Raw genomic sequence first — 26,536 nt, 5'->3', positions numbered from 1 at the left:
GACAACCTTTCCAGGAATCAACTGCTTTGCACGAAGGAATTTGCTTTTCCTTTCAGCTGCATCCATAACTGATTAGCATCTTCATTATCCAGCCAGTCGAGATATATGATTGACTCTCCACCATTTTCAAATGAGAGAACAATAGTATCATTGACTTTTGCAACCTGCTTTATCTGCGTATAGGGAATTTGCTTTTTGATTGTAAACAGGCCACTTAAGATGAGAAATTCTTCATTAAGAACCACATAATCTTTACTTGGCAATCGAAAAAAGTATACCGCTTTATATATGCGGAAGCTAAAAGAGAATAACAGAGCTGCTGTGATAATTAAAAAGAATACCTGGCTTAATTTATTGCTGGCGAAAACGAAAACTACAATCCATGCTATTAAGATAAGACACCCATTAATAATTGAGACGAAGCCTTTATTTTTCCATTTACCACTATTTCCAAATGTATAATGCACTGATATGACCCTCCCTTTTTATACAATCATCATAACATATCAACGTGCTTTTTTGGGATTATTTCCTAAAAAAGGGAGTGTTTTTTTCCTCTCTATATATATTTTGGTAATGACAAGTGTGAAGATTAATATTAATTCGAAACCATTTGTTAGTGCACCGCTAGGAAATAGTGGTGCTGCTGCACTGCCTGCTCCCATTAATACTGTCCCTATCAACATCCATTTCCACTTTGTTTTTTTACACAAAATAATACTTGTGACTAGTAGAATAACAGTAACAGCAAGAATCATGTACGGAGGGTGGTTATTTGCTGTAACCGGTGCGTAATTAAGTACCCCATTTTCCCAGACAGGTTTTAAATTTAAGGGAATAACCTCTATTATTAGTTCAATTGCAATGAGCAACAGGGTAATATAGTAGAAAACCATTTTACCTTTATTGCTATTTACCCATTCTATATTTAGCAACTTTAGAATCCCATAGCAGTACAACACGAGTGTTGGTGTGACTATTGCGTGTATCCAATAGCGTGCTGCATTTAAGGTCTCTAATAATTCTCCGGCACCAATAAATCGCCCGAAAGCGAGTAACGCATTGTCATATACCAGACCTGTAATGACAAGAAAAAGAAAACTTCTATAGGATAGATTTTGACTGGAGGAATAAACTGCCCAAACTAATAAGGAAATATAGGCTATTACAAAGAGAAAATAAAAGAAAGTATCCATGATTTCACCTCCCATTTAAATTTATCCGAAATGAGTCCGTTCATGCATACTTTTCTTTTTTCTATTTTTCAATTCTCCGCAGGAACGAATTCATGTACCCAGACTCCCATGCCAGGTACCCACGGCATCCCCGGGTGCATGGATAAGATTGATTCTTTGTATGATTCAAGATTCTCATACCCTTCTTTGATTGCATCAGCATCTGTCAGTTCTCCAAGTTTTTGATGATAAACTTTTATTATTTTAAACTGTCGCCCTGCTAATGTCATTATCTCTCCCACATCAGCATAACGGCCATTTCTTCTTGTGGCACTTTTCTTTCCCTTTAACACTTTTTCTATGTCTTCCGGAACTGTAATAAGCCGATCTATTGTACACGTTTTTGGGGGAAGTTCCTGATTGTTGTGTCCGCTTGTCATATTCACACCATGCCTTTCATAGTTTCTATTACTTTCATTATTACTACTTTTTATAAAATTATCAACTTTTAAAAATATCGAGCTGATATAACTTTAAAATAGAGAATTTTCCACTAATGCCACCCACTAACTGTCCTTTGCAATTTCCCTTTTTGACCATATTATATGATATGTGGTTGGAAGGGAGGGCTTTCCTTGTCATCTAAGAAAACCTACAGTATGTCAAAAAGCAGAGCTAACCAGCTGTATCATGATAGAAATGCCTATTTAACACCTGAAGGAAAGAAACTGTTAGCGAAAATATTGAAGAAGTAACTGATAAAGCGAGACTTTTGATCAGTAGAAACATTACTGACGTTAGTATTGGGATACAAAAAGATATTACAGCTTTTCTCCTGATCCGCAATATTCTGTTACTAGTATTGCGGATTTCCTCAGGATTTTTTGTTGTATTGCAGTTAAATTTTCCAGACTTCTTTTAGTATTTGTATGCCCTCTTCTATTTCTTCGATTGCTAATCCTCCAAATCCCATTAATATCTCCGGCTCCCCATTTAATCTTTTATCATGATAAATCGAAGTAGGATATACTTTGACAGACTTTTCTGAAGCGGATTTTATGAGCTGTTCTTCTGTCATTCCATTACATACTCTTAGAAGTATATGCAATCCAGCATTTTCACCGATTACTTTCACACTTTCTCCCATTTTTTTCTCAATAGCATTCAACAGGATATTATGTTTTTTCCGGTATAATGCCCTCATCTTATTTAAGTGCCTTTGGTAGTGGCCTCGTTGCATAAATTTATACAGTGTATCCTGATGAAATCTTGATACAGTTTGCTTATAAATTGTTAATTGAACCTGATATTTCTTTGTAAGTGCTGGTGGCAGTACCGCATAGCTAGTTCTAATCGAAGGGATTAAAGACTTCGAAAATGTTCCCAAATATATAACAGATCCGTGCCTGTCCAGCCCCTGTAACGAGGGGATCGGTTTTCCTTTGTAGCGATATTCTCCATCATAATCATCCTCTATGATGAAACTACCTGTTTCTCTCGCCCATTTTAGCAATTCCATCCTACGGGAAATAGGCATTACCATACCATTAGGGAATTGATGTGATGGAGTAACGTATACTACCTTAGCTTGTGATACTAATAATTCCTTAACAGATATACCACTTTGATCAAGTGAAATCGGAACGGTAGTGATGCGATAATCTTTCAAGACTTGTTTCGTGCGGTGAAACCCCGGATCTTCCAATGCATAATGATAATCCGGTCCAATTAAAATGGATAACAAACCAACTAATTGCTGTGTTCCTGCAGCTATTACTATCTGTTCCGGACTGCAGTTTACTCCTCTCGATTGATATAAATATGCTGCAATCTCTGTCCTTAAAGAATATTCCCCTTGCGGATCGCCCATTTGCAGTAACATACTGTTCTCTTCATAAAGGGCCTCAGTAGTCAATTTCCGCCATAAATGATAAGGAAACTGATCTAAATCGACTTTTCCTGAATTAAAATCAATGAGATATTCTGTATTTTCACTCCGGGATGGTGTCTGTTGGGAATAGTGGGGAGTAGATTCAAAGTATTGGCCTCCTTCAATCTCCTGGACATAAAGGCCTTTTCGTTCTTCACTTTTAATAAATCCTTCAGCACGCAATTGTTCATACGCTGCCTGGACTGTATTTAAACTAATTCCTAAGTGGTTTGCTAACACTCTCTTTGATGGCAGTTTTTCCATTGCCTTAATCTTCCCCCGAACAATCTCCTGCTTAAAATAATCCGATATTTGAAGATATAAGGGCTGTTTACTCTGATGATCTAAAGGCGGTGTGATTTCATTCATTTCTTCACCTCTGGTACCATTCATTTTTACCAATCTGGCTCTTTTGATTATACCAGAGTTTTCTTATAATAATTAAAAAAATAACTGGAGGGATTGACCATGATCAATAGTGTTTCAGAACAAATCAAAGAGTTAGTAACAAAAGAAGAGTGGATAGAAGCATTTCCTGTAATGAAACAGCTCAGAACACATTTAGATAAAGATTTATTTATTAAAATAGTACAGGAAGCAAAAGAATTACATGACTACAGGTTAATTGGTTTATATTCCAATAACGAGATTATTGCATTGAGCGGATTTATGCCAATGACCACTCTCTATAACGGAAAATTCATCTGGGTTTGTGATTTAGTAACAGAAAGCCAGAAGCAATCAATGGGTTATGGAAGAAAACTATTATCCTATATCGAGAACTGGGCAACTCAACATGATTACGGAATTGTCTCACTTTCTTCCGGTTTACTACGAGAGAATGCCCACCGTTTTTATGAAGATAAAATGAGTTACAGGAAAGTAAGCTATGTCTTCCTAAAAGAACTAAAGTGAGTTATATGGTTCATACCGGGATAAGTCCGTATAAAAATGGTTCCGAGCAAAAAATGCGTCTGGAACCATTTTTTTGTTGAGCTCTTCTATGTCAATGGTTTGTACCTTTGCCATGGCGGTATACTTCCTCAAACTTACCGCAATAAATACTTTTTTTGACTATGTCTTTACCTATCAAAGACATTCGAGTGAAACTTAAATTAGCCTTTCAGGAATCCGAGTGCCTTCGCTCCGGTTTTTTCTCACGCCATGGCATTCAGCTCGCTCTGCACCCGCAATATTCTGTATATTACGACTTAGAAATTCATGCAATCGCCTCAACTGGTTTCTGAGGAATTGTTTAATCATGCAGGCGGTTCAGAAAAACACTTACTTCTCAATAAATTTCTCCATCACTGCGAAGTAATTCCCTTCATAATCAGCAAAATTAAATACTCTTCCTGAAGGTAGTTTAGTGATTTCACCCACCGGGAAATTGTTTTCTGCTAACTTCTCATAAAGTAATTCAATTTTATCGGAATAAAACATCAATGAAGGAGTGCCCAAATTTATTTCTGGTTCCATTTCCGCAACCTTCGCTTTATTATGGAGAACGATCGAAGTTTCTGATTCTTTTGAAGGGGCGATTTCCACCCACCGCATCCCATTATCGGTTTTTTGATCAGCGACAATAGTAAATTCAAGCATATCACACCAAAAGGTAACTGCTTTATCCTGATCATTAACATATACCATTACTTGTCCTAATTTATGAATCATCGCCATTACCCCTTTCTCATTAATTAACTGCATTCATATCCATATACAGAACTTCCCACAAGTGACCATCAGTATCCTGGAAACCTCTTTGATACATGAATCCGTAATCTTTCGCTTCTGAAGATATTTTCCCGCCAGCTTGTAATGCCTTTTCCACTAATTCATCGACTTCTTCTTTGCTGGTGACTGACAGGGAAAGAATCGCTTCTGTCTCTTTTTCAGTATTAATGATGGTCTTGTTCGTAAATGTTTTGAAATGATCTTCCACTAATAACATGGAATAAATATGTTCATTGATTACCATACATGCTGCAGATTCATTGGTGAACTGAGGATTAAAAGTAAAACCAATCTTCTTAAAAAAATCCATAGATTTTTTTAAATCTTTTACTGGCAAATTCACAAAAATCTTCTCAACCTTTGTTGCTCCTACTGTTTCACTCATCTTTATCCCAACCTTTCACATCTTAGGTAAATCCATAACTTTATATATGTAAAGTTATGTTGGTAATATCTTATAATATAACTTTATATTTGTAAAGTTATATTTGATTTTCTTTAATTGATCTATTAAGATGGAAAATAGACTTATGCCGAAAAGGGTGAAGAAATTGGGGAAAATACGTGACGCAGAACGGACGAGAAATAAAATTCTAAATGCCGCTAAAGAGGAATTTTTTGAAAAGGGGTTCTCTGGCGCAAGAATAGAATCTATTGCAAAACGTGCCAGCATTAACAAACAGTTGATTTATCATTATTTCAAAGGGAAAGAGGAGCTTATTAATGCGACAATAGCTAATTTCGCTTCCTCTGTGCCAAAGGAAAACCTTACATTACCTGCAGATCCAAAGAAAATTGCAGAATTTCGTTTTAAAGTAAATAATGAATATTTAATGGAATTTCTTAAATTTACTGCATGGGAAGCGGTTGAAGAGATCCCGGAAAACTCGAATGGGGTAGAAAGCAGAAAAAAAGTGTTGCAATCTTATGTGGAAGATATGAAAGCGAAACAACAGAAGGGACTGGTTTCAAAAGACTTGGACCCCGCTCTGATTACATTAATGATGTCAAGTCTGACAGTGTATCCCCTGCTGTATGGAAAAGTGACAGAGATGATCACTGGATTACATCCTGAGGAACAGGAATTTCAAGAGAAATGGGGCGATTTTCTTAACTTAATTAGCGAGAAGATCTTCTCAGATTAACACCTTCCAATAGGAAAATGAGTCTGGGAAAAAACATATCAGTTATAATAAAATCCGAACGATGACGTGAATTCTATCTTCCAATTTTAATGCATATTATGGGGATAATGTGCATTCACTTGAATAGAGTCACCTTGATATTTTTAGTGTGCAAGGGTGGCGCTTCGTCCGATTGCTTCGCTTTCCGCGGGGCTGTCTTCAGCTAACTTGGTGAAGAAACCCGTTTCACCAAGTGGATCTTCTGCTCGTCCTGTCCCGCAGGAGTCTACGCAATCGGCCTACGCTAAAGTATTGCTCTGTTGCAATAATAGAAACATAATAAAATTCTCATAAACATTATATACTTGAAATGTTCATGAGAATTTTTATTTTAACGTATGTTCACCCAATACAGGATATCAAACATCTTCACTGGGTGATTCAAACAGTTTTTTTGTAACCCATATAATGTACACTGATTTTTTCTAATATTCTCGTGTTTTGTGGCACATGACCGGTTATGTCTCACCTTCACTTTTTTTCTGAAGTACACTTATTTTAGTTTAAAAACAGCTGTTTTTCCTTTAGAGATATCTTTTGCTGATTGATCTTTCATCGGTCCTAATTCCACTTCAAATGATTTTTCCTTCCATATTTTATCATACTGCTCTTTATCAAGCACATAAATCTGCAGTAGTTCTCCGGATTCCCCTGCTCCAATTACATCATCATACCCATAATCAAGCAACATACCTTCATCCCACATATACTGTGCTCCATCGTTGACAGTAAGCTTTGAACCGAGAGGAGTTAAGCCAATTTCGGAATCACTATTATTTTCGATAAGGAACTTAACCGTTAGCATTACCATTCCAGTCGTAAAATTTTCGAACCGTGGTGCTTCCACTTCGTTTGGAATAAATTCTGTAAACTGGTATCCTTCCAAAGTAATCGCAAAATCGCTAATAGTCTCTGTTGTTCCTATCCCTTGCTTTTCCTCCAGCATGATCTTTTCACCCATATTCTGGGTAGTTAGTTTATCCTGATAAAAACTTTGATTCTCTGTTACTTTGCTGCTCGCCTCTTCTGTCAGGCCTAAATGAAGGGTTGTTCCATTGCCAAAATTATCATTCACATCACCTTTTGTCGCATGTGGGGCTGGAACTTCTATGGATACAATTCCTTCATTTAAAACACCAGGCATAATTGACTTGCCAAAAGGATAAGCAAAATACCCTGTATATGCTTTTCCTGCTTCGATTAAGTAATCACTAGATGGTGATAACAATGATTGCAATTGTTGCTCCTCTGGCAATAATTCTTTATAATTAGTAAATGATTTTGTTGCACCAGTATAAGTTAAATAAAAGCTTGGCATATAATAAGCGTCTTTATCCGTTTCATTCTTTACCGTATATTTAACCAGAAGGACAGCTCCATCTGTCTCATCGTCAAATGGTATACTGAAATCTGTATGAAAATCAGTTAAATTTGCCAGAACATAAGAATCCACTGAGGTTTTTACACCTTCCATATCGTGTTCAAAGTCTGTAGTACCTTCATACTGAATATCAGCAGTTCCTTCTGTCACTTCCTCCATATAACTAATTACTTCTGAAAAATCAGCTGCTGTCGCTGTATCTGTATTGTCTCCATCAGTTTCAGAGTCGCTCTCTTTATCTTCAGATTCAGTTTCTTCTTCATTAACCTCTTCCTTTTCATCTCCCGTTGTTTCGTCAGCTTCCTCTTTCGGTTGTGCTTCTGTATCCTGACTGCCACAGCCAGCAATTACTATACCAAAGAAGCACGTCATTATAAATAACAATAATAACTTTTTCAAATCTAACTCTTCCCCTCTTAATGGATAAACATCCATATTAATCTACCAATAAGAATTTAGCAATACTTGTTAATGTTGTCAACTTGATACAGATCACTGTTGTATCGATAAGTATTTGTTCCTATTCAATAAAAAATTTTGCTTTTTACTCTTACTCTGTCACTGTTGGCAACCGTTCCGAAAAACTGAAAAATAATGCTTAATTTTGAAAAAGATTCACTTATCCCGTATTAAAATGATACATTATAACTGTTTTCCTGGGAGCTTCCCGATAATTACTTTTATCTAGGTATAATAACTTAAGGCGATTATACTTAACTGAGTTTTATTAACCTAAAAAATCCCCTGACCGCAATAATTCGGCCAGAGGATTGCTATGCATTAGTGAACACATTCATTCTACTTTTCTGAATTTATTTACCTGTTTGTTTAAATCATAAACTATTTCCCTATTATGGTTTGCTTCATCAGATATTGTTGTGACAGATTCCAGCAATGTTGATGTGTTTTCATTAGATTCTAGTACCACATTTACACTTTCCTCAATCGCCATAGTGATCTCTTGTATACCAATTGCCATATTGTTAGATATTCTTCTCAGATCATCTGACTTTTTACTAAACCGGCCTAACATTTCATCAATTGTTTCCATATCATCTTTATAATTTTCCGCAATATTGACGAATTCATCATAATCATCCAGAACAGTGTCTGTTATATATGATAATATTTTGTTAGAGTTTTCAGCTAGCTCCTCTACAGACTCGGTTACAAGCGTGTTGATACTCTGAATATCGTTGGCTGTTTTCTTTGTGATTTCTGCCAGTTTTCTTACTTCTTCCGCCACGACGGCAAATCCTTTTCCTGCCTCACCTGCTCTAGCTGCTTCAATGGAGGCATTTAATGCAAGTAAATCTGTCTGATAGGAAATATCTAAAATATTTGTTGTAAGATCATTTATTTTCTCCACTGAACGACTCTTCTCAATTGATTGTGTCATTGTTTGTTTTATACCTTTTATAATTGTCGAAGTCTGATCTTTACTTTCAACTGATTTTTCGCTGATTTGATCTGCTCTTTCCACTATCCTGCCGACATGGTCAGAATTTTCTTTTGCGTCCCCTGCAATCACATTTGCATCTGCTAAAATATTCTGGGCGCCATCATCAATTGTTTGTATTGTACTGCTAATTTCCTCCATGCTTGCGGATAGTTCGTTTAATGCAATCGAGATCTGTGTTGTTGAATTTTTGGACCCTTCGATATGATTGCTTATATTTTCGGTAGATGTATTGATCGTATTAGAACCTGACTTTATCGAGATCATTGCATTCTGGAGTGTATCCAGGAATCTGTTAATACCATTCGTCATTTGGCCAATCTCATCATGAGATTTACTTTCGATCCGGACTGTTAGATCTCCTTCATTATTTTCAAGCTTATGTATAATATCATGAAGGCTGTTATTTACTTTCTTCAATGGTACCGTGATTGTTCTCCTTGTAATCAGAAAAGCAATGCCTGCCGAAATAATAAATAAAATCGCCATTCCCCATATAATGGCAGTGGATCTCGATACTCTAGACTGTATTAGAGATTTTTCATGGGCGATACTTTCTTCTAACACTTCCTGAAAGTTTCTTTTTGATGTGTTCATTTCTGCAGCTAAAGTCTGTAGTGTGAGATAACTTTGATTTACCGACTCCTCATTATCCTCAGCAATTTCTTCAGCTATTGATCCAGCTAATTCCAGATAGGAACCCAGATCTTCAAAATATGGTTTAAATGCATTTTCAAGTGTATTGCTCATCGACTCAACAGAGAAATCTTCTGTTATTTCTGCCAGTTCTGCTGAGATTTCGTTTGCATTCTGCACACTGGATAATACGCTTTCAGATTTCGCATTATTGTTCGAATTTTCGTCGAGAAGATATGTCTGAATTGATAATTCAATTTGACTCATTTCTTCTGCCAACACTGCCTTCTGATTCTCTAAATTGAGAAAATAATTGGACATTATGTTAGCAGATAATTGGACTTGAGAATTGGTAACACCGCTAAGTGCAGTATTTATTGCAAATAGAAACGTTAAAAATATCAAAATAAATAATATTCGTCGTGCAATAGATTTGCGCATGATTTTCCCCCTTCTTTCCACTTATAATAGGATAATATTTCTAGTAATTTAAGTCTATCAACTAAAAGTTTATGCCCATCGCTTTTAGTTGATGGGGAAATTGCGCTATCCAATTAATTATGCTCCTTATCTGTTTAAATTCGTTATATGGTGGAAAATTAGTTATAATATGTTACATGACGATATAAGGAGCTGTTAGGATTGGAAAATCAAAATAAATTTATATCATTTATTGGCGGCAAAAATATCTTTTACATGCTAGCCTTTTTTATCTTAATTGGTATAATGATCTTTATTTATACAAAAGTTTCGTTTATATTTTATCCTTTAGAGGTGATCCTTTCTACTATTGTGACACCTGTTATTCTCGCATTTATTGCGTATTATTTATTGAATCCGGTAGTAGACTTGCTGGAAAAATTCCGAATTAAGAGAATCTGGGGAATTATTATTCTCATTCTTGGGATCAGCGGTGCTTTTACTGGGTTAATATTATTAACAGCACCAGAAATTGAAGCACAGGTGAAGGATTTAGTGAGAAGTTTTCCAGATTACCTGAAACAATTAGGTACTACTACAGAAGATTGGCTTCAAAATTCATTTCTTGGACCATATTATGATGAGGGATACAACTGGGTAATGGACAGGCTTAGTGAGTTGCCTCAATTAATAGGTACATACATTTCCGATGGGTTTCAAGGTGTTCAAAATGTAGCTAGTACGATAACTAATACCGTTGTGAATATCATAACATTTCCGATTATACTATTCTTCTTATTAAAAGACGGGAAAAAGTTTCAGCGTTTTGTAATCAAAATATTCCCGCCAAAATTCCGGGAGGATGCCAGAAATATTTTAAATAATATGGATACACAAGTAGGTTCTTACATCCAGGGCCAGATTATTGTTGCATCAGTAATTGGCATTCTGCTTTTTATTGGTTATTTAATTATCGGACTCGATTACGCTTTTACTTTGGCCATTGTAGCTGCTGTTACGAGTGTTGTTCCATATTTAGGGCCTACTATTGCTATCATTCCTGCAGCTATTATAGCGATAGTAGACTCTCCGTTTATGCTATTGAAATTAGCTATTGTTTGGATTGCCGTACAATTTTTAGAAGGTAATTTCGTTTCCCCAAATATTATGGGGAAAACGATGCAAATTCATCCACTAACTATTATTCTTGTCTTACTTATAGCTGGTAATCTATTTGGAGTTGTCGGCGTAATACTCGGTATTCCCGGATATGCTTTAGTAAAAGTTATCGGCACATACATCTTTTATAAATTTAAAAAACGATATAATAAATATTTCGGAGACGAAACCGGTAAATATGAAATAGAATAATCCGCATTTTGCGAACATTCGAGCACATTTATTAAGCATAAATAAAACGATAGAGGATTTTTATCCCCTATCGTTTTATTGTGTTATTTTAAATTATCAATTGCCGCTCTTTCAATTGGAAGGCCATTTTTATAGCGTTCAATAAATTGTTCAAATCCTGCCACATCCTGAGGATCTGGAGACACTGTTTTAACTGCCTGATCTGCAAAAACCTGATTATTTAAGTAGTCATCAAGCGTTTCATTATCGGCTTTATTCAACATAAAGGAACCAAGCAGCGCCATACCCCATGCACCGCCCTCACCTGCTGTCTCCATAACAGAAACCGGAACATTGAGTGCACCAGCCAGGACACTTTGTCCAACACCTTCAGTCTTAAATACACCACCATGGCCCAGGATTTCATCAAGCTTGACACCTTCTTCTTTGATCAGGATATCCATCCCAATTTTCATTGCTCCAAAAGCTGTCATTAAATGTGTGCGCATAAAATTAGCCAGATTGAAATTACTTTCAGAGTTCCGTACAAATAATGGACGCCCTTCTTCAAAATGTGTCATATGCTCACCCGATAAATAGCCGTATGACAACAGACCGCCTCCATCAGGATCTCCCTCTAGTGCGTGGTTAAATAATGTGCCATACAATTTATCCATATCTACATCCATACCGATTGCTTTTGAAAACTCTCCAAATAATCCTACCCATGCATTTAAATCGGATGTACAGTTATTGGAGTGTGCCATTGCTACTAAATTACCAGTCGGTGTCGTTACCAGATCAATTTCAGGGTATACTTTTGACAAATCCTTCTCCAATACAACCATTGCAAAAGCAGAAGTACCTGCAGAAACATTACCTGTACGTTTCGCCACACTGTTCGTTGCTACCATTCCTGTTCCCGCATCTCCCTCTGGCGGGCAGAGTGGTATTCCTGCTTCTAATTCTCCAGCAGGGTCAAGCAGCTTTGCACCTTCTTCTGTAAGAGTACCTGCACTTTCTCCTGCTACTAATACTTCTGGCAGGATATCTTCCAGCTTCCAGGAAAGATTGCGAGAGTTAATTAATTCATTAAATTGTCCGATCATTTTTTGATTGAATTTTTTAGTATTTAAGTCTATAGGGAAAACGCCTGATGCTTCACCAACGCCTAATACTTTCTGTCCTGTAAGTTTCCAGTGAACATATCCCGCTAAAGTGGTCTGGAAAGCTATATCTCCAATATGATCTTCCTGATTTAAGATCGCCTGATACAAGTGAGCAATACTCCATCTTTGGGGAATATTATAATTAAATAACTTTGTTAATTCCGTTGCAGCCTGCTCTGTAATATTATTTCTCCATGTACGGAATGGGACCAGCAGCTCTTCGTTTTTATCAAAAGCCATATATCCATGCATCATTGCACTGAACCCAATTGCTCCTACCTTTTTCAAGTTAACACCATATTGCTGTTTAACATCACTAGCCATTTTTTGATAGCTGTCTTGTATCCCCTTCCAAATTTCATCAACACTGTATGTCCAAATGTTGTCCACATAGCTGTTCTCCCAATCGTGGCTGCCTGATGCAATCGGAGCATTATCTTCTCCAATAAGTACTGCCTTAATGCGGGTAGATCCCAGCTCGATACCTAAAACCGTTTTACCATTCTGAATTGCCTCTTTAATTTCCATACTCATATTATTTTTCCTCCAATAGAATATAAATTAATATTAAATAAACTAGCAATCAATTATTCATGATAAATTATGATGAATCTCTTAAACTTGTCTGTACAAATAATTATATTACTAAACAATCAAAAAAATTCTTTATTTGTCTCTTTTATATTATATCTTCATATATATTCATATGATATCACTTACAATATACACGCGTCAATCACAATTTGTCCGTACGTGTATATTCGCAAACAAATATCTTTTTTAATAAAATAGAAGGATTTTTTCCTCCCTCTCACTGAATTATAAACGAGTATATAACTTATTAGGAAAGGGAGAGAAGATATGTTTTCTATCGGCAGTATATTTATACCTGTGACAAATTTAGAGAGCTCAACAGAATGGTTTGAGAGAAACTTAGATTTAAAAAAGATATCCGATTGGGAGGATGGGGCGGGATTCTGTTTGCCAAGCGGTTCAGCACAACTCTCTTTAGTAAAAGTGGCATCAGCACAAGCTACTGAATTTGAAATCATCAGAAATAACAGAAATTCTTATTATAACTTCTTTGTGAATGATATTGAAGCAGCACATGATAAACTAATTAGTAATGGAGTCAAAACAAGTGAAATACAAGACTATGATGATATGAAATTTTTTGATTTCTTTGACTTAGATAACAATCCATTTAGTGTAGTGTACGAAGACATTAACTCACCATTCCATCCTGATAACATCAGGAAAATGCAAGAAAAACGGTAAGAAGCAGGGTAAAATTCCTGCTTCTTGACGGTTGCGTTTTAATATGATGATGATATTTACTCCAAGATTTAATTACAGAGAAATCTCTTTTCCTTGCTTAATCGATTTTAAGGCCGTACTTACCATCTGGAAGCTGTGAATATTATCAGAGATATCTGTCAACGGCAATCTGCTTTCATCAATGGAACGAATCATCTCTGTAATGGAATATGCCCGATCTACTAAATCCATTTCAGGGATCACTAAATTCTCTTTCGTTCCATCATTTCTGAGGATACAAGGCTTATCATTAATGAGGGTAATTGCCCCTTTTTCACCATACAGCATAAAATCCCCATTCCATGAAGTTTCACGGACACTTGTTACCCAGCTCGCAAAATAATTTACCAATATATTACCAAGTTTAATAGTAGCGCTTACATTCGGGTTACCTTTAAACCAGCTCCATGAAGGTCTCATGCTTTTCGCGTATATGCTAGTTGGATTTTCATCTAATAAATATCGCATGAGATCAAAATGATGGATACTCATATCTTCGACAATAATTTCATCATATTGATCACGCCAGCCACCAAATTTTGTCGCTTTTCGAAAATTCCATTCCACGTATTCTATTGGCCCAGCCATATGGGCATTAACAGCATTCTTTATTGCTTGAATCTCAGGTCTGTAACGATAATTCTGACTAATCATTATTGATTTTGAACACGACTTTGAAAATTCAGTTAGTTCGATAGCATCCTTTTCAGTATGTGCTATGGGTTTCTCCATAAATACATGTAAGTCGTTTTCCAATGCCCTAATTGCTATTTCTTTATGCGTCTGAGGTGGTGTAACAATTACTGCAATTTCGGCCACTATCTCCTCAAAAGCACGGTTATAGTCTGTAAAACAGGGAACTTTCTCATTTTGCAAAAGTTCTTGTGCTCTTTTCTGGTTATCGATGTCCACATCTACAACAGCTACAATTTCTATCTCCTCATGCTGATGTAATATCTCCAGCCATGATAGACCAAATCCTCCTGCACCAACTTGAATTACTCTCTTTTTAAGCATTCACTCACCTACTTTTTCATATTTACCAAATGATAACAGATGTAAGTGAAAATTGGGAACAATTTAAACTATATTTTAGTTAATAGTAATCAAATTCATTCCTTCACTGATCCTGAAGTTAACCCTGATACGATTCGTTTCTGGAAGAGCAATACTAAAATAACGATTGGGATGGTTACAATAACGGTTGCCGCTGATATATCTCCCCAAGGTATCGAGAACTCACTTTGATACATTGAAATACCTACAGGCACAGTTCTCCACAAGTCATCACTGTTAATTGTTAAGGCAAATAAATACTCATTCCATGCAGCAATAAACACTAAAATCCCTGTTGTAAATATACCAGGAGTTGCTAATGGGAAGATAATTTTTCTAAAAGTTTGAAAAGGACTTGCCCCATCTAACTTAGCTGACTCCTCCAATTCAAATGGGATCTTCTGAAAGAATGTGGAAAGAACCCAAATAGATAAAGGCAAACTGATGGTTATATAAGGAATAACCAGCCCAAAATAACTATTCCGCAATCCTAAAGATGTAATTAAGTTAAACATTGGTGAAATGATAGCAATTTGCGGGAACATTGATGCTGCTAGTACAATCCCTAAAAATAAGCCTTTTCCTCTAATAGGTAATCTTGTAACAGCATATGCAGCAAAGGCTGCAAATCCAACCGATAACAATGTGGTTATACTTGATACAACAAAACTGTTTAACATATAACGCATTAAAGGGCGATTAGTTAAGGCTGCTTCGTAAGAAGATAATGTAGGATTTGTTGTGAACCATTTAAACGATGTAAATATCTCTCCAACAGGTTTTATTGATGTAAGGAAGACCCAAATGAATGGGAACATAACTAAAAATACAAAAATAATGAGAAAAATATAGAAGCCAATGCCTGCTCGTTTCATACGATTTCTCCTTTCTATTTCATACGTCCAGCGAATAAATCAGAGCCAATCAGGCGTACATAGATAAAACTGATTAATGCAACACATAGGAATACAATGACTGACAGAACAGAACCTTCTCCAAAGTTTTGTTGGGAAAATAATGTTTTATATGCATAAATGGAGATCGACTCAGTTGCATTTGCTGGTCCTCCACCAGTTAGTACATAAATCAAGTCGAATACTCTGAAAGCGTCAAGTGTTCTAAATAATAATGCAACAAGAATAGAAGATTTTAATAAAGGTAATGTGATTTTAATGAATTGCTGGAATCTGTTCGCACCATCAACATCACTTGCTTCATACAAAGACCTGGGGATTGTCTGCAAGCCAGCAAGTAAAAGCAGAGCCATGTACGGTGTTGTCTTCCACACATCAGCAAAAATTACCGAAAACAGTCCACCACTTGATGTTGAAAGCAGCCATGAAGCATCTGAAATTATACCAATTTGTTCAAAGTAATGACCGATGATACCAGATTGACCATCATATAAGAATCCCCACATCATTGCAGCTACCGCTGTAGGGATAGCCCAAGGGATAAGTACAGACGCACGTACTAATCCACGACCTCTAAATGCTCTGTTGATTAATAATGCAATAGCCAAGCCTAAAATCAGCTCAAATGATACGGAAACCACTGTAAAATAAACCGTATTTCCAAGAGATTGCCACATTCTCTGATCTTTAAGGTATTTCCCATAGTTGGCAAAACCGATAAAGTTAGATTCCAATATATTTTCACTTGTAGCAGTCAGCAATGAGCTTGTTTGTGAAAGACTTTGTGCCAGTTGTTCATTTTCTGTTGAATCTGCAATTGTCTGGAATTCAACTGCTGATTCCTGAAGCGCAGAACGATACTCTTTAGCAAAATCATTGTCTACTTCTGTGTATTTAAGATTTTCATCCGTCACTGGCTGGTAGTTCATTAACATTTCATCAATTTGCTTAATTTTTTCACTTATTTCCGAGTTACTTATCAGCTCGCCATGATAACTGTCCACCACTTCTCTTACCTGCTCTACAGCTGCTGATACTTCTCCATCTGCATTACTTTCCAGGTTCGATAATTGACCTTCAATATAAAAATAATTATCTGCATATCGCTCCAAATCAATAGTTGCATTTAACATTTTCTGTGATCTGGTTGGATCATTTAAGCGATAATCAAATAAACTGTTATAAAATGACTGTGCAACAGGCCAAAGTGTTACAACAAATACTAAAATTAATGATGGCAAAATCATCGCATAACCCAACTGCTTTTCATTCAACTGAAATTTGCCTAACTTCTTCATCAACCTGCCCTCCCTTTCTATCAAATACACCTGAAAACAAGATGTACTTGAAAGAAAAGCAAGATGAGAGAGATGCTGCCCACCTTGCTTTTTGATATGTGAATTTTAAGTAGTTTATTCAGCCATCGCTGCTTCCATTTTTGTCTGCATATTTTGTGCTGCTTCCTCTGCTGTTTGATCACCAGTCAAAAATTTAGAAATTTCAATCTGCATGATATCCGAAATCTCCGGATAGATTGGTGTAACAGGACGAGGAACAGCAGATTGCAATACTTTTACGAATTCCGGATTCGAGAATAATGGACCAGCCTCCTGTACTTCCGGATCATCATAGAGTGCCTCTAAAGTTGGTGCGCGACCGCCATGAACCGCAATTATTTTCTGACCTTCTTCACCTGTCATAAACTTCAGGAATTCCCATGCTTCCTCAGGATGTTCTGTGTAGCGGTTAATCATTCCCATCCAGCCACCTAATGTCGCTGCATGTCCTGCATCCCCCGCCGGCAATGGTGCAATATCTACTTTATCTACAACGGAAGAACGTTCCTCATCTTGCGAAGATGCCTGAAGATAAGGCCAATTACGTGCAAACACTGCATCGCCAGCTATCCATGCATTTTCCGTCTCTGTTTCCATAAAATTCAGTATATTGTCTGGTACGAAATCTGAATTAACTATTTCCGCTAATTTCTCCAGGCCTTTGATTGTTTCAGGACTGTTAACGACTATATTGTTGTTCTCATCAATAACTTGCCCGCCATAAGATGCAATAAATTCAATATAGTTACATACCAGCCCTTCGTACTGTGCCGCCTGCATTAAATAACCAAACTGCGTCCCCTGCTCTCCCTGAAGCTCACTTGCCTGCTTAATTAAATCATCCCAAGTCTCAGGTGCCTCCTCCACAATATCTGTCCTGTAATATAGCATTCCGGCATCAGTAAACTTTGGCATCGCCCATTGCTTTCCATTAAAATTTGCTGCGGCTACAGTACCAGGAAAATATGCATCCATGTCAATACCGTCCCGCTGGATGAATCGATCTAATTCCAGCGCATAATTCGCCTGTGCAAACTCTGCCGGCCAAATAACGTCTGCATCAAACACATCAACCTCAGAACTCATCGAGCTAAACATTGTCACATATTGATCGTGGGATTGACCTGTATCTGCAGGCATTTCTCTGAATTCAATATTAATATTTGGATGTTTTTCTTCAAATGCTTCAATAACTAGATCAATCGCACCAGTTGTATCTACCCCGCGTGCATACACAAGTGTAACCTCTTCGTCATTTGAAGCGCTTTCATTTTCTTCATTTGTATTATTATTTTCGGTGTCATCAGAATTTGTTCCGTTGGCTGAATCAGTTCCACTGTCCTCGCTGCACGCCATTACAAAAACAGACATCAATAAAATAAAGACAACAATAAATAACTTTTTCATCTGTACCATAACAGAACCCCCATTTATATTTTTTGATCGATTCCACTTTAGATGAAATCGATTACATTTATGATTATAACAAATTCCAAATACATGTCAAACACTTTTTTATCATCCCCGATTACAGCAGATATTCAGGATAGTATCTGCACTTAATAAAAACGTGTTTTGATGTTCTCATTCATTTAGTTTCTTATTATGATTTTATTCTGCCAACGGAAAAAAATTCACCTTAACTATTTATTATTAAGGTGAAGACTAAAGAATAACTTATACCATGAAATTACGTAGATTCACGGATGATCAGTTCGTGTTCCAGAATAACATCATCCACTTTCTCACCACGGGTTTTTTTTATTAACATTTCTACAGCTGTGCACCCCATTTTATACATTGGTTGAGAAATCGTTGTTAAAGAAGGATATGTCATATTGCTGAAATCTATTTTATCAAATCCAGCAATTGCCATCTCTTCAGGTACACGAATACCCTTTATATTCAGTTCTTTTAAAGCCCCAATAGCCAATACGTCGGATACAGCAAAGATAGCAGTGAATTTCTGATTCCGTTGCAATAACGATCTCATACTTTGCTGTCCTGCATCAAATGATACATCTCTTGCGGTTAATATCCAGCTCTCATCATAATCTATTTTATACTCTTCCAACGCCCTTAGATATCCTCTTTTTCGTTCTCTTGCATACAGAAATTTTTCGTCAGCATTAATGAGGGCAATTCGTGTATGGCCCTGTTTCAATAAGTATCTAGTCATCTGATATGCTGCAAGCTCACTATCAATTGTTACATAGGATAGACTCTTATCTTTATCATATTCACTGCAATGAACAATTGGAAACTGCTTTGCTAAATGAATTAACTTTTCTTTATTTAATGTCGGATCCATTGAAATGACACCGTCGGCTAAACGATTTCGTAATAATTCAAAATATACATTTTGCCGCTCAGGTTTAGAGTGTGTTTGACAGAGCAAGATATTGTAGCCATTTTCTATTGCGGTCTCTTCTATTCCCTCTACGATATTGACATAGAACGGGTTAGAGATCATAGGCAATAGGACAATAAACATTCTGCTTTCTGATGTACGTAAATTGCGGCCAAGTATACTTGGGGCATAATCAATTTCCTCCATCACTCTCTGTACTTGCAATCTCGTTTTTTCAGCAACTGCTGAAGGATTATTTAATACACGAGAAACAGTTGCCACTGATACGCCTGCTTTTCGTGCAACATCCTGAATGGTTGGCATGCTAGTTCCCCTTTCTGCTATCCTTAATGTAATCCATTACATTGTCTATTGCATTATATTCTAGTTTAATGGAAGATTTACGAGATACTCTCCAGCACAACAGATTCAAACTGTTATAATACTATTTCAGTAAATACACCGGGTGTTAAGTGCTGTGATAAGTGTGATCAGTCCATTCTTCTGTTTTTGTTTATAACCCGATATAACTTGTATTACCTCTACAAAGTTGTAGGAATTCCAGGAAATTGACTATTTCCTTATCCCAGAAATCCCATGTATGTCCGTAACCTTCCGCTAAGTGATAAGTATAGTCATAAACTCCTTGCTTCCGAAAGAAGGAACAAAGTATTTCGTTTAAGTCCAGCCATGGATCGAGGCTGCCGCATGCATGGTAGATTTTAGGCAGAGGCTGACCTGTCTCGATTGCTTTCATTGCCAGAAACTTGAGGTCATGGTTAGTTCCTTTAATCTCACCATCACCAAATACCTCTATTCTCCCCCTTGCTTTTTTACTGCCATCATTTTCAAAAGAAACATCAGACTTGTCACCAGCTGAAAAAGCACCAATTGCCGAATATATATCAGGCCGGGCAAGGCCGTTTCTTAAACACCCGTATCCCCCGTTAGAAAACCCTGCAATATAATTATCTTCACGTTTTGGCGAAAGAAGCGGGAAAATTTGACGAAGAATGAATGGCAATTCCTCAGTCAGATATGTAAAGAATTTCCCTCCATGTTCCATATTAGTAAAACAAGAGTTTAACCCACCTGGAGTAATGACAGCGATATCATAATCATTCGCATATCGTTCTATATTGGTCATACGGAGCCATGCGGACTCATCCCCTGAACCGCCATGGAGTAACCATAATACTTTCCTCTTATTGTTTCGTCTGTAAGGTTGCTTTTCCTGTGGTAAAATTATGTTTACCGGCATCTCCATCCCTAATACATTCGAATGAACAAAGGTTTCTATTAGAGCCATTCATTTAACCCCCTTTTTCTCAGACAACCATATGATGAATTCACTTAATGAGCGATCCAAGTTCTTCCACTTATCGGGAAATTGCTGAATTTCTCTTATGGAACAGGATAGGCCGGATCTTTGTAAATATTCCGCAAACAACCGGTTATCTTTCCTGTAATCATCCACGTCACAGGAAAGATAGAATTGTGTCCGTGAAGACAGAACTTCAACTGCATAAAGATCATGTTCTGTTCCCTTCAGATCATCGTTTAATCCAAAGATATCCAATGATTGATCCTGAGTGAGCCGCCGGGAGATGCTGTCAATATCAATTGGAGCAGAGAAAGAGGCTGCTTTTTTAAATTTATCAAAGGCCAACAAGCCAGCTTTCAACGCACCGTATCCTCCAATCCCGTTTCCGGCAATTATGCGTTCCTCCGAAAGCGGAAACATTCTTTCACAAATAGCAGGTAATTCCTCGGTTATAAAGCTGAAATACTTTTTACCAGAAAACATATCCGTATAATACCCTAAATGGCCCATTGGCATAACAACTGCCATGGAAAGTTCTTCTATATGTGTTTCAATGTTAGTCTTTCTTAACCATGAGGTGTGGCCATCTCCCATATCATGAAGCAAATACAGAACTGGGTAATCTTTATCAGTCAGTATGGGGCTCTCAGGCAACAACACTTCCATCTGGACTGGCATTCCCAGGGTCTCTGAATGGAAATGGACGTGAAGCCAATGCATATCTATCAATCCTCCAATAAGATAAGATTTTTGATAAAGCTACCGTATTGCTCTTGTAATCTTGTTATTTTCCTCTATAAGTTCATCCGAATCGATCACATTTTTTACTACATCTCTTTATTTAGTCGAAGCGTGGATAACTTAATAATTATTAATCATTGTACTATTTATCGATGGTCAAATCTAGTTCTCCGGTCGTTCCCGCTATTATTTATTTCTCTAATAAAATAGAGATGGTTACCTGCATTAAGCAGAAAACCATCTCCAGAATTCATACGATATTGATCGTACAACTATACGTCCTTGTAAGTTTGACTAATGCTTACCTGACTTCTTTTAACTGAAGCGAATCTAATTTATTTTTAATGAGCGATATAATATATTCACGATCTGCAGGGTTCTTCTCAAAATCAAGCTTATCAACATTTATTTTTAATAACGGAGAAGCACTATATGCATCAAAATATTCTTCATACTCTTTGTTTAGTCTCTCCCAATAGGAAATTTCTGTATCCATCTCATAGCTTCTTCCACGGTTATTGATACGTCGAACTGCTTCTTCAAGCGAAACTTCCAAGTAAATCATTAATGTTGGAGGCTGACAATGTTCCATCATATTTTTAAACAAATTTAAATAAATATCGAATTCTTCTTCAGACATTTCTCCCCCATCTTTTAGCATTTTAGCAAAGATTACATCACCGTAAATAGAACGATCTAATACTGCTTTGGGGATTTTACTGGCATTTTTAATATGATTGAACCGTTCATTCAGGAAGAAAACCTGTAACGGAAAACTGTAACGTTCACGATCATAGTAAAATTTATCTAAAATCGGGTTATTGACCACAGGCTCTTCAAAAGGTGTATACCCTAATTCTTTTACAATTATGTCCATTAATGTTGTCTTACCTGCCCCTACAACCCCATCTATTGTTATCATGTTTAATTCTTCTCCTTCGGTTTTTTTTAACAATTTTAAGCAATCAGCATAAAAGCTTCCCATCATACTTATCTCCTTTAGAAAAACTGTAACTATCCTCAGATGTTTTATTCTTACTAGATCCTTATGGATAAGCAGCCTACTCATTATATCACAATTCAAATCACAATATATTGATTTATGTCATTGAAATGATACCAGATGTTGGATTTAATAAATGGAGGGCAATTAAGAAAAAAGAAACAGCACGGTCCATAAAAAAAGACACTACATCTTCGTCGAATATTGACGATATTAAAAATATATAGAAAGAAAAATAAATGGAGGCGACACACCATGAATCACCAGAAAAATGCCGATAAAGTTACTACGATGATTATATATTCAATTATTTTGTTAACTATGATATTGGCTTTTGTAAAATTTGGTTTTATAGCAGGTTTAAAAGAATCAGTTCCAGTCATTGTAACTGGGGTCGTTGTAACAGCATTTTATTTCACCAGAATTAATAGCAATATCAAAGGATTATGCTATGCTGTTCTTATTGTTTTAATTGCCATCATGCATTTCTTGACTCCCGGCATGGAATTTAATGGAGCCTATGGATTACTCTTATCTCTTGCCGTTGTTTCCATGTATTTTAATAAGAAGTTAGTTTTTATTCATGGAATACTAGTAAATATCGCTCTAATTACAGTGTATATCATCAACCCTCACGCAGTATTAGGTGAAGCTGTACGTATCACTTTATTTCTTCTTGTTTTCATTAATGTAAATGGGATCTTGGCCAGTCATTACTTTGTAAACAAGTGGGGATCAAATCTTATCACAGAATCACAAAACAAAGCTAAAGAAGCATTAGGGTTAGTAGATGTTATTAATATAACACTTAACAAAGTGAAAGAAGGTTCCACCATATTAAATAACAGCATTAATGTATTTTCAGGAAATCTCGAATCTAATAAGAATAAAATAGAAAACGTGAATTCCACAGTACAGGATATGGCAAAGGGAATACAACATCAAGCAGAAAGTATTAGCAGTGTCAGCGAAAGTATAAATGATATTGCAAGCCAAATGAATGAAACGAAAAAGGCATCTGAAAACGTGTTAGAAAACACTAATCTTATGATGGAAAAAGTCACAGGCGGAACTGAAAAAGTACATCAAATGGGAAATCAAATGAATACAATTAATGATGCGGTAGGTACCTCTTTGACGATTGTTAATCAACTGCAAGGAAAAACAAACGATATAATCAGCAGCTTGAATGCAATTAACCAAATTGCAGAACAAACAAATCTATTAGCATTAAATGCATCAATTGAAGCAGCTAGAGCCGGCGAACACGGAAAAGGATTTGCTGTTGTCGCTGATGAAGTAAGAAAACTCGCAGAAGGCAGTTCAAGTATTGTCAATGAAATTAACACAATAATTATGGATCTTTCCAAGCAAACTGAAGAAGCTTTACAGACTGTAAATCAAGGTGACACAGCCTTAAAAACAGGTAATGAAATATTAGGTGATGTGATGGTGTATTTCGAGGAGTTTACAGACGGCTTTCAAAAGACTAGTCAATCAGTTAATACTGAAACACAAATGATCGAAAAAGTATCTACTAATATCGTTTCTATCCAGGATCAAATTATGAATGTTTCAAGTATTTCTCAACAACAGGCAGCTTCAACTGAGGAAGTAGCAGCTACAATGGAAGACTGGATCCAGGACGTTGTCTCAATGGACGTTACAATTAACGAAATAAATGTGTTAAGTAATGAATTGGAAGAAATCACCAAAAACGAAGGCAGTTAAAAACAATTATCAAAGCCGGACAGTCAGTATCTATACCTGGACTATCCGGCTTTGCATATCTAACCAATTATCATTTTATACTTGTGCAAATAAACAGCGAGGCATCCTGATTCATAAAAATTTGTTCACCATGATAAAATGTTTTCAAATCAATAGTTTCAAGTCCAACTTCGGATAAAATTTTTCTCAGTTGTTCATGCGAAAAACCATTATGAACTTTCGGATGTGAAATTTTATCATTTTTATTAAAATCGATGATTATTAATTTACCGTCTTTATTCAGTACATTGTACAATATTTCCAATATTCCCTTAGGATCAGGGATATGGAGAAGGACTAGCGACATTAAGACAATGTCTCCTTTAAGTTCTGGTTTCTGTTGAGTAAAATCTGAATATAAGACTCTAGAATTAGCAATACCTTTTTGCGAAATTTTTGCTTTGGCCACCTCCAGCATTTCCTTTGAGGAATCCACCAGAAGGACAGTTTCTACTAAATCAGTTAATTCTAAACTAATTAGTCCTGTTCCGCTGCCATAATCAATTAGAGACTTCGATGCGCTGTTAAGTAATTCTGGCCTTACCTCCTTCACAATAATTTTAGCTAATTCCATTCTTTCTTCTGTATCATATCTTTTGGCCATTTTTTCAAATATATTATTTCCCATTATTCACCCCCCTGTATATTAGTATAAATCTCACGTAAGATCTGTGGCCCTGTTTTTCATTTTTTTCTTTACAAGAGCAATTAAAAAAAGAAGCGGAATATAACAAAGCAGCAGAACGAGCCCGCTGGTCCCAATGATTTGTGCCATTATGTAGGAAAAATGCATTTCTATTAACTCACTGTTCACAAAATGGAAAACAATAAGTAAACCAATTAATACAAAACTCTGCTTAACTTTCGGAAATGTCATTTTTACAGACCGGATTGCTGACCATAAATAGATACAAATGACAGGCATAACTACCAATAGCCATGTAAAGATAAATATAAACTCAAATCGCTCGAGAAAAGGAAACTGGATAATTTTTATCATTGTTAATGTAGGCCATGTTAAATGTTCCAGCTTTCCAAGTGAAAAAAACATCAGGGTAATGATCGTGATCGTAGTGTATAGGATTGTGGTATAAAATATTGCCAAATGCCCCCATTTACTCGAATACTCTCTTTCCCTGATAAACGGGAAAAATACGAGGACTGCTTCAAAACCTAAAAAAGTCGGTGCAGTTGCTCTAGCGGAAATCACATAGTCTTTCAGTTCAGAATTAAACAAAGGTAAAATATAGGACACTTCAGAATAATTAAGCAAATACACGAGAGAAAGCAGCAAGAGGCTCGGAATAACAACACCCCAGTATGCAATTGCTGTTATAATTCTAAAGCCACCCAATACAATGTAGTAAATTATAATAGAGAAAAGTAACGAGAACTCCCAACTATGTATCCCATCAAAAACCCAAAGTTGAAGAATATCAATATAAGAATGTAAAGTAAAGAGACTTGCAAATGAAAAGTAACATGCCAGTACAAGATTAAGAAGTCCACCAATTATTTTCCCGAAAACTTCCTTATGAAATGACAGGATATCACCTGAATCTGACTGTTTTAAAATAAATACGATCATAAAGAAAATTATGTGAAGCATTAAACCAAATGCAAAAACAGAAATCCATGAATCTCGACCTGCTCCCTCAATTATATGTGATTGAAATTTTAATACACCCACTCCTGTTTGAGTGGAGTGCATAAGGAAAAATAGTAAATATGGTGAAACCAGCTTTTTTTCTTCCACGATTGATTTCATAGTAATCCATCCTCGTATAATATGTTTAAGAGCTCATTTTAGAGGAATTTCCAGTTGGATCCGGATCCCCTTGAAGGCCCTCTTCGCATTTCGCGAAATGTTATTAATTAGTAAGTTTTTAAGTAATGAGAAAGTCATTGCTTCCTCATTCACATCTTTTTCGTTTTGCTTCACCAGTGGGTGGGGGAAGCGTGACTAACATGTTGTATAGATTGCTTTTACGCAGATGATTCTGATCATATGCTTATTTAAGATACCCAAAAATAAAATATGTGAAATGGCGGAGGGTGGGGGATGCCCCATTTTATGACTCCGTCATTTTTTTATAGACATTCAGACTAGCCCATTGGACAATGATAGGGACAGAACTTTTTTAGGAGATTGCTTTTCCTCCTTGCGGCCATATTGGACTGCTTATTTAGCCTGCTACCCGTCGTTCATCACGAAAGGTCTAACCACTGGATGCGCCGTTCAGATTAAGGAATGTAGCGATAAATGGCCTTTTTCTGAATCGAGTG

Annotated in this window: 24 protein-coding genes; 5 read left to right on the top strand and 19 right to left on the bottom strand. The window is 36.4% G+C overall.

Annotation, left to right across the window (positions count from 1 at the left end):
• Nucleotides 1–17 precede the first annotated feature (17 nt).
• The 4 genes from BMW36_RS07625 to pdxR form a co-directional block, all read right to left on the bottom strand.
• Complete coding sequence (locus BMW36_RS07625; RefSeq protein WP_089740272.1) at nucleotides 18–467, bottom strand: YdbT family protein; 450 nt, start codon at nucleotides 465–467, stop codon at nucleotides 18–20.
• A 39-nt stretch (nucleotides 468–506) separates the two neighbouring features.
• Nucleotides 507–1,196 carry a hypothetical protein gene (locus tag BMW36_RS07620; RefSeq protein ID WP_089740271.1) on the bottom strand — a complete coding sequence of 230 codons (690 nt, stop codon included), beginning with the start codon at nucleotides 1,194–1,196 and terminating at the stop codon, nucleotides 507–509.
• 68 nt (nucleotides 1,197–1,264) lie between these two features.
• On the bottom strand, nucleotides 1,265–1,615 hold the full coding sequence (locus BMW36_RS07615) for an ASCH domain-containing protein (protein ID WP_089740270.1): 351 nt from the start codon (nucleotides 1,613–1,615) through the stop codon (nucleotides 1,265–1,267).
• A 458-nt stretch (nucleotides 1,616–2,073) separates the two neighbouring features.
• Nucleotides 2,074–3,474: a MocR-like pyridoxine biosynthesis transcription factor PdxR gene (gene pdxR / locus BMW36_RS07610; RefSeq protein WP_089740406.1), complete on the bottom strand. Its 1,401-nt coding sequence runs from the start codon at nucleotides 3,472–3,474 to the stop codon at nucleotides 2,074–2,076.
• 99 nt (nucleotides 3,475–3,573) lie between these two features.
• Here pdxR and BMW36_RS07605 point away from each other — a divergent pair, with 99 nt between their 5' ends.
• Nucleotides 3,574–4,020, top strand: coding sequence for a GNAT family N-acetyltransferase (locus tag BMW36_RS07605; RefSeq protein WP_089740269.1), 447 nt, complete (start codon nucleotides 3,574–3,576; stop codon nucleotides 4,018–4,020).
• 369 nt (nucleotides 4,021–4,389) lie between these two features.
• Here BMW36_RS07605 and BMW36_RS07600 read toward each other — a convergent pair whose 3' ends face one another.
• Nucleotides 4,390–4,779, bottom strand: coding sequence for a VOC family protein (locus BMW36_RS07600; RefSeq protein WP_089740405.1), 390 nt, complete (start codon nucleotides 4,777–4,779; stop codon nucleotides 4,390–4,392).
• Nucleotides 4,780–4,798: 19 nt separating this feature from the next.
• A complete protein-coding gene (locus BMW36_RS07595; protein WP_089740268.1) occupies nucleotides 4,799–5,224 on the bottom strand; it encodes a VOC family protein in 426 nt (141 codons plus the stop codon).
• A gap of 166 nt (nucleotides 5,225–5,390) precedes the next feature.
• Between BMW36_RS07595 and BMW36_RS07590 the strand changes: the two genes are divergently transcribed.
• On the top strand, nucleotides 5,391–5,984 hold the full coding sequence (locus tag BMW36_RS07590) for a TetR/AcrR family transcriptional regulator (protein ID WP_089740267.1): 594 nt from the start codon (nucleotides 5,391–5,393) through the stop codon (nucleotides 5,982–5,984).
• 532 nt (nucleotides 5,985–6,516) lie between these two features.
• On the opposite strand, the gene BMW36_RS07585 is transcribed toward BMW36_RS07590, so the two are convergent.
• Together BMW36_RS07585 and BMW36_RS07580 are read right to left on the bottom strand one after the other, a co-directional pair.
• A complete protein-coding gene (locus BMW36_RS07585; protein ID WP_245711626.1) occupies nucleotides 6,517–7,803 on the bottom strand; it encodes a DUF5068 domain-containing protein in 1,287 nt (428 codons plus the stop codon).
• Between the two features lie 394 nt (nucleotides 7,804–8,197).
• A complete protein-coding gene (locus BMW36_RS07580; RefSeq protein ID WP_089740266.1) occupies nucleotides 8,198–9,940 on the bottom strand; it encodes a methyl-accepting chemotaxis protein in 1,743 nt (580 codons plus the stop codon).
• 255 nt (nucleotides 9,941–10,195) lie between these two features.
• Between BMW36_RS07580 and BMW36_RS07575 the strand changes: the two genes are divergently transcribed.
• Entirely contained in the window at nucleotides 10,196–11,290 is a 1,095-nt protein-coding gene (locus BMW36_RS07575; protein WP_089740403.1) for an AI-2E family transporter, read from the top strand.
• 83 nt (nucleotides 11,291–11,373) lie between these two features.
• Here BMW36_RS07575 and BMW36_RS07570 read toward each other — a convergent pair whose 3' ends face one another.
• Complete coding sequence (locus BMW36_RS07570; protein WP_089740265.1) at nucleotides 11,374–12,972, bottom strand: xylulokinase; 1,599 nt, start codon at nucleotides 12,970–12,972, stop codon at nucleotides 11,374–11,376.
• Nucleotides 12,973–13,299: 327 nt separating this feature from the next.
• Here BMW36_RS07570 and BMW36_RS07565 point away from each other — a divergent pair, with 327 nt between their 5' ends.
• Nucleotides 13,300–13,716 (top strand): VOC family protein, encoded by a 417-nt coding sequence (locus BMW36_RS07565; protein WP_089740264.1) that lies wholly within the window; start codon nucleotides 13,300–13,302, stop codon nucleotides 13,714–13,716.
• A gap of 72 nt (nucleotides 13,717–13,788) precedes the next feature.
• Here the strand turns inward: BMW36_RS07565 and BMW36_RS07560 are convergent, their stop codons facing one another.
• From BMW36_RS07560 to BMW36_RS07525, 8 genes are all read right to left on the bottom strand, one after another.
• Nucleotides 13,789–14,772, bottom strand: coding sequence for a Gfo/Idh/MocA family protein (locus tag BMW36_RS07560; protein ID WP_089740263.1), 984 nt, complete (start codon nucleotides 14,770–14,772; stop codon nucleotides 13,789–13,791).
• Between the two features lie 95 nt (nucleotides 14,773–14,867).
• On the bottom strand, nucleotides 14,868–15,686 hold the full coding sequence (locus tag BMW36_RS07555) for a carbohydrate ABC transporter permease (protein WP_089740262.1): 819 nt from the start codon (nucleotides 15,684–15,686) through the stop codon (nucleotides 14,868–14,870).
• A gap of 14 nt (nucleotides 15,687–15,700) precedes the next feature.
• Nucleotides 15,701–17,023, bottom strand: coding sequence for a carbohydrate ABC transporter permease (locus BMW36_RS07550; RefSeq protein ID WP_089740261.1), 1,323 nt, complete (start codon nucleotides 17,021–17,023; stop codon nucleotides 15,701–15,703).
• Nucleotides 17,024–17,137: 114 nt separating this feature from the next.
• A complete protein-coding gene (locus BMW36_RS07545) occupies nucleotides 17,138–18,478 on the bottom strand; it encodes an ABC transporter substrate-binding protein (protein WP_089740260.1) in 1,341 nt (446 codons plus the stop codon).
• 274 nt (nucleotides 18,479–18,752) lie between these two features.
• Entirely contained in the window at nucleotides 18,753–19,736 is a 984-nt protein-coding gene (locus BMW36_RS07540; RefSeq protein WP_089740259.1) for a LacI family DNA-binding transcriptional regulator, read from the bottom strand.
• 190 nt (nucleotides 19,737–19,926) lie between these two features.
• The gene (locus BMW36_RS07535) at nucleotides 19,927–20,721 is read right to left on the bottom strand and encodes an alpha/beta hydrolase (protein ID WP_089740258.1); all 795 of its coding nucleotides are present in this window, start codon (nucleotides 20,719–20,721) and stop codon (nucleotides 19,927–19,929) included.
• Nucleotides 20,722–21,456, bottom strand: coding sequence for an alpha/beta hydrolase (locus BMW36_RS07530; RefSeq protein WP_089740257.1), 735 nt, complete (start codon nucleotides 21,454–21,456; stop codon nucleotides 20,722–20,724).
• Nucleotides 21,457–21,778: 322 nt separating this feature from the next.
• Entirely contained in the window at nucleotides 21,779–22,399 is a 621-nt protein-coding gene (locus BMW36_RS07525; RefSeq protein WP_245711625.1) for a deoxynucleoside kinase, read from the bottom strand.
• Nucleotides 22,400–22,735: 336 nt separating this feature from the next.
• Between BMW36_RS07525 and BMW36_RS07520 the strand changes: the two genes are divergently transcribed.
• The gene (locus BMW36_RS07520; RefSeq protein WP_089740255.1) at nucleotides 22,736–24,211 is read left to right on the top strand and encodes a methyl-accepting chemotaxis protein; all 1,476 of its coding nucleotides are present in this window, start codon (nucleotides 22,736–22,738) and stop codon (nucleotides 24,209–24,211) included.
• 70 nt (nucleotides 24,212–24,281) lie between these two features.
• Here the strand turns inward: BMW36_RS07520 and BMW36_RS07515 are convergent, their stop codons facing one another.
• Together BMW36_RS07515 and BMW36_RS07510 are read right to left on the bottom strand one after the other, a co-directional pair.
• Nucleotides 24,282–24,878 (bottom strand): class I SAM-dependent methyltransferase, encoded by a 597-nt coding sequence (locus BMW36_RS07515; protein WP_089740254.1) that lies wholly within the window; start codon nucleotides 24,876–24,878, stop codon nucleotides 24,282–24,284.
• Between the two features lie 30 nt (nucleotides 24,879–24,908).
• Nucleotides 24,909–26,018, bottom strand: a complete 1,110-nt coding sequence (locus tag BMW36_RS07510; RefSeq protein ID WP_089740253.1) for a GerAB/ArcD/ProY family transporter — start codon at nucleotides 26,016–26,018, stop codon at nucleotides 24,909–24,911.
• Nucleotides 26,019–26,536: the final 518 nt, after the last annotated feature.

Origin of the sequence: Gracilibacillus ureilyticus, assembly GCF_900111195.1 — a bacterium.
GTDB lineage: Bacteria > Bacillota > Bacilli > Bacillales > Amphibacillaceae > Gracilibacillus > Gracilibacillus ureilyticus.
This window is presented reverse-complemented; position numbering and strand designations above follow the sequence as displayed.

Bases quoted from the DNA above. Each gene is read 5' to 3' on its own strand.
- BMW36_RS07620 (WP_089740271.1), bottom strand. From the start codon at position 1,196: ATGGATACTTTCTTTTATTTTCTCTTTGTAATAGCCTATATTTCCTTA.
- BMW36_RS07615 (WP_089740270.1), bottom strand. From the start codon at position 1,615: ATGACAAGCGGACACAACAATCAGGAACTTCCCCCAAAAACGTGTACA.
- pdxR (WP_089740406.1), bottom strand. From the start codon at position 3,474: ATGAATGAAATCACACCGCCTTTAGATCATCAGAGTAAACAGCCCTTA.
- BMW36_RS07605 (WP_089740269.1), top strand. From the start codon at position 3,574: ATGATCAATAGTGTTTCAGAACAAATCAAAGAGTTAGTAACAAAAGAA.
- BMW36_RS07600 (WP_089740405.1), bottom strand. From the start codon at position 4,779: ATGATTCATAAATTAGGACAAGTAATGGTATATGTTAATGATCAGGAT.
- BMW36_RS07595 (WP_089740268.1), bottom strand. From the start codon at position 5,224: ATGAGTGAAACAGTAGGAGCAACAAAGGTTGAGAAGATTTTTGTGAAT.
- BMW36_RS07580 (WP_089740266.1), bottom strand. From the start codon at position 9,940: ATGCGCAAATCTATTGCACGACGAATATTATTTATTTTGATATTTTTA.
- BMW36_RS07575 (WP_089740403.1), top strand. From the start codon at position 10,196: ATGCTAGCCTTTTTTATCTTAATTGGTATAATGATCTTTATTTATACA.
- BMW36_RS07570 (WP_089740265.1), bottom strand. From the start codon at position 12,972: ATGAGTATGGAAATTAAAGAGGCAATTCAGAATGGTAAAACGGTTTTA.
- BMW36_RS07565 (WP_089740264.1), top strand. From the start codon at position 13,300: ATGTTTTCTATCGGCAGTATATTTATACCTGTGACAAATTTAGAGAGC.
- BMW36_RS07560 (WP_089740263.1), bottom strand. From the start codon at position 14,772: ATGCTTAAAAAGAGAGTAATTCAAGTTGGTGCAGGAGGATTTGGTCTA.
- BMW36_RS07555 (WP_089740262.1), bottom strand. From the start codon at position 15,686: ATGAAACGAGCAGGCATTGGCTTCTATATTTTTCTCATTATTTTTGTA.
- BMW36_RS07550 (WP_089740261.1), bottom strand. From the start codon at position 17,023: ATGAAGAAGTTAGGCAAATTTCAGTTGAATGAAAAGCAGTTGGGTTAT.
- BMW36_RS07545 (WP_089740260.1), bottom strand. From the start codon at position 18,478: ATGGTACAGATGAAAAAGTTATTTATTGTTGTCTTTATTTTATTGATG.
- BMW36_RS07540 (WP_089740259.1), bottom strand. From the start codon at position 19,736: ATGCCAACCATTCAGGATGTTGCACGAAAAGCAGGCGTATCAGTGGCA.
- BMW36_RS07535 (WP_089740258.1), bottom strand. From the start codon at position 20,721: ATGGCTCTAATAGAAACCTTTGTTCATTCGAATGTATTAGGGATGGAG.
- BMW36_RS07530 (WP_089740257.1), bottom strand. From the start codon at position 21,456: ATGCATTGGCTTCACGTCCATTTCCATTCAGAGACCCTGGGAATGCCA.
- BMW36_RS07525 (WP_245711625.1), bottom strand. From the start codon at position 22,399: ATGATAACAATAGATGGGGTTGTAGGGGCAGGTAAGACAACATTAATG.
- BMW36_RS07520 (WP_089740255.1), top strand. From the start codon at position 22,736: ATGAATCACCAGAAAAATGCCGATAAAGTTACTACGATGATTATATAT.
- BMW36_RS07515 (WP_089740254.1), bottom strand. From the start codon at position 24,878: ATGGGAAATAATATATTTGAAAAAATGGCCAAAAGATATGATACAGAA.
- BMW36_RS07510 (WP_089740253.1), bottom strand. From the start codon at position 26,018: ATGAAATCAATCGTGGAAGAAAAAAAGCTGGTTTCACCATATTTACTA.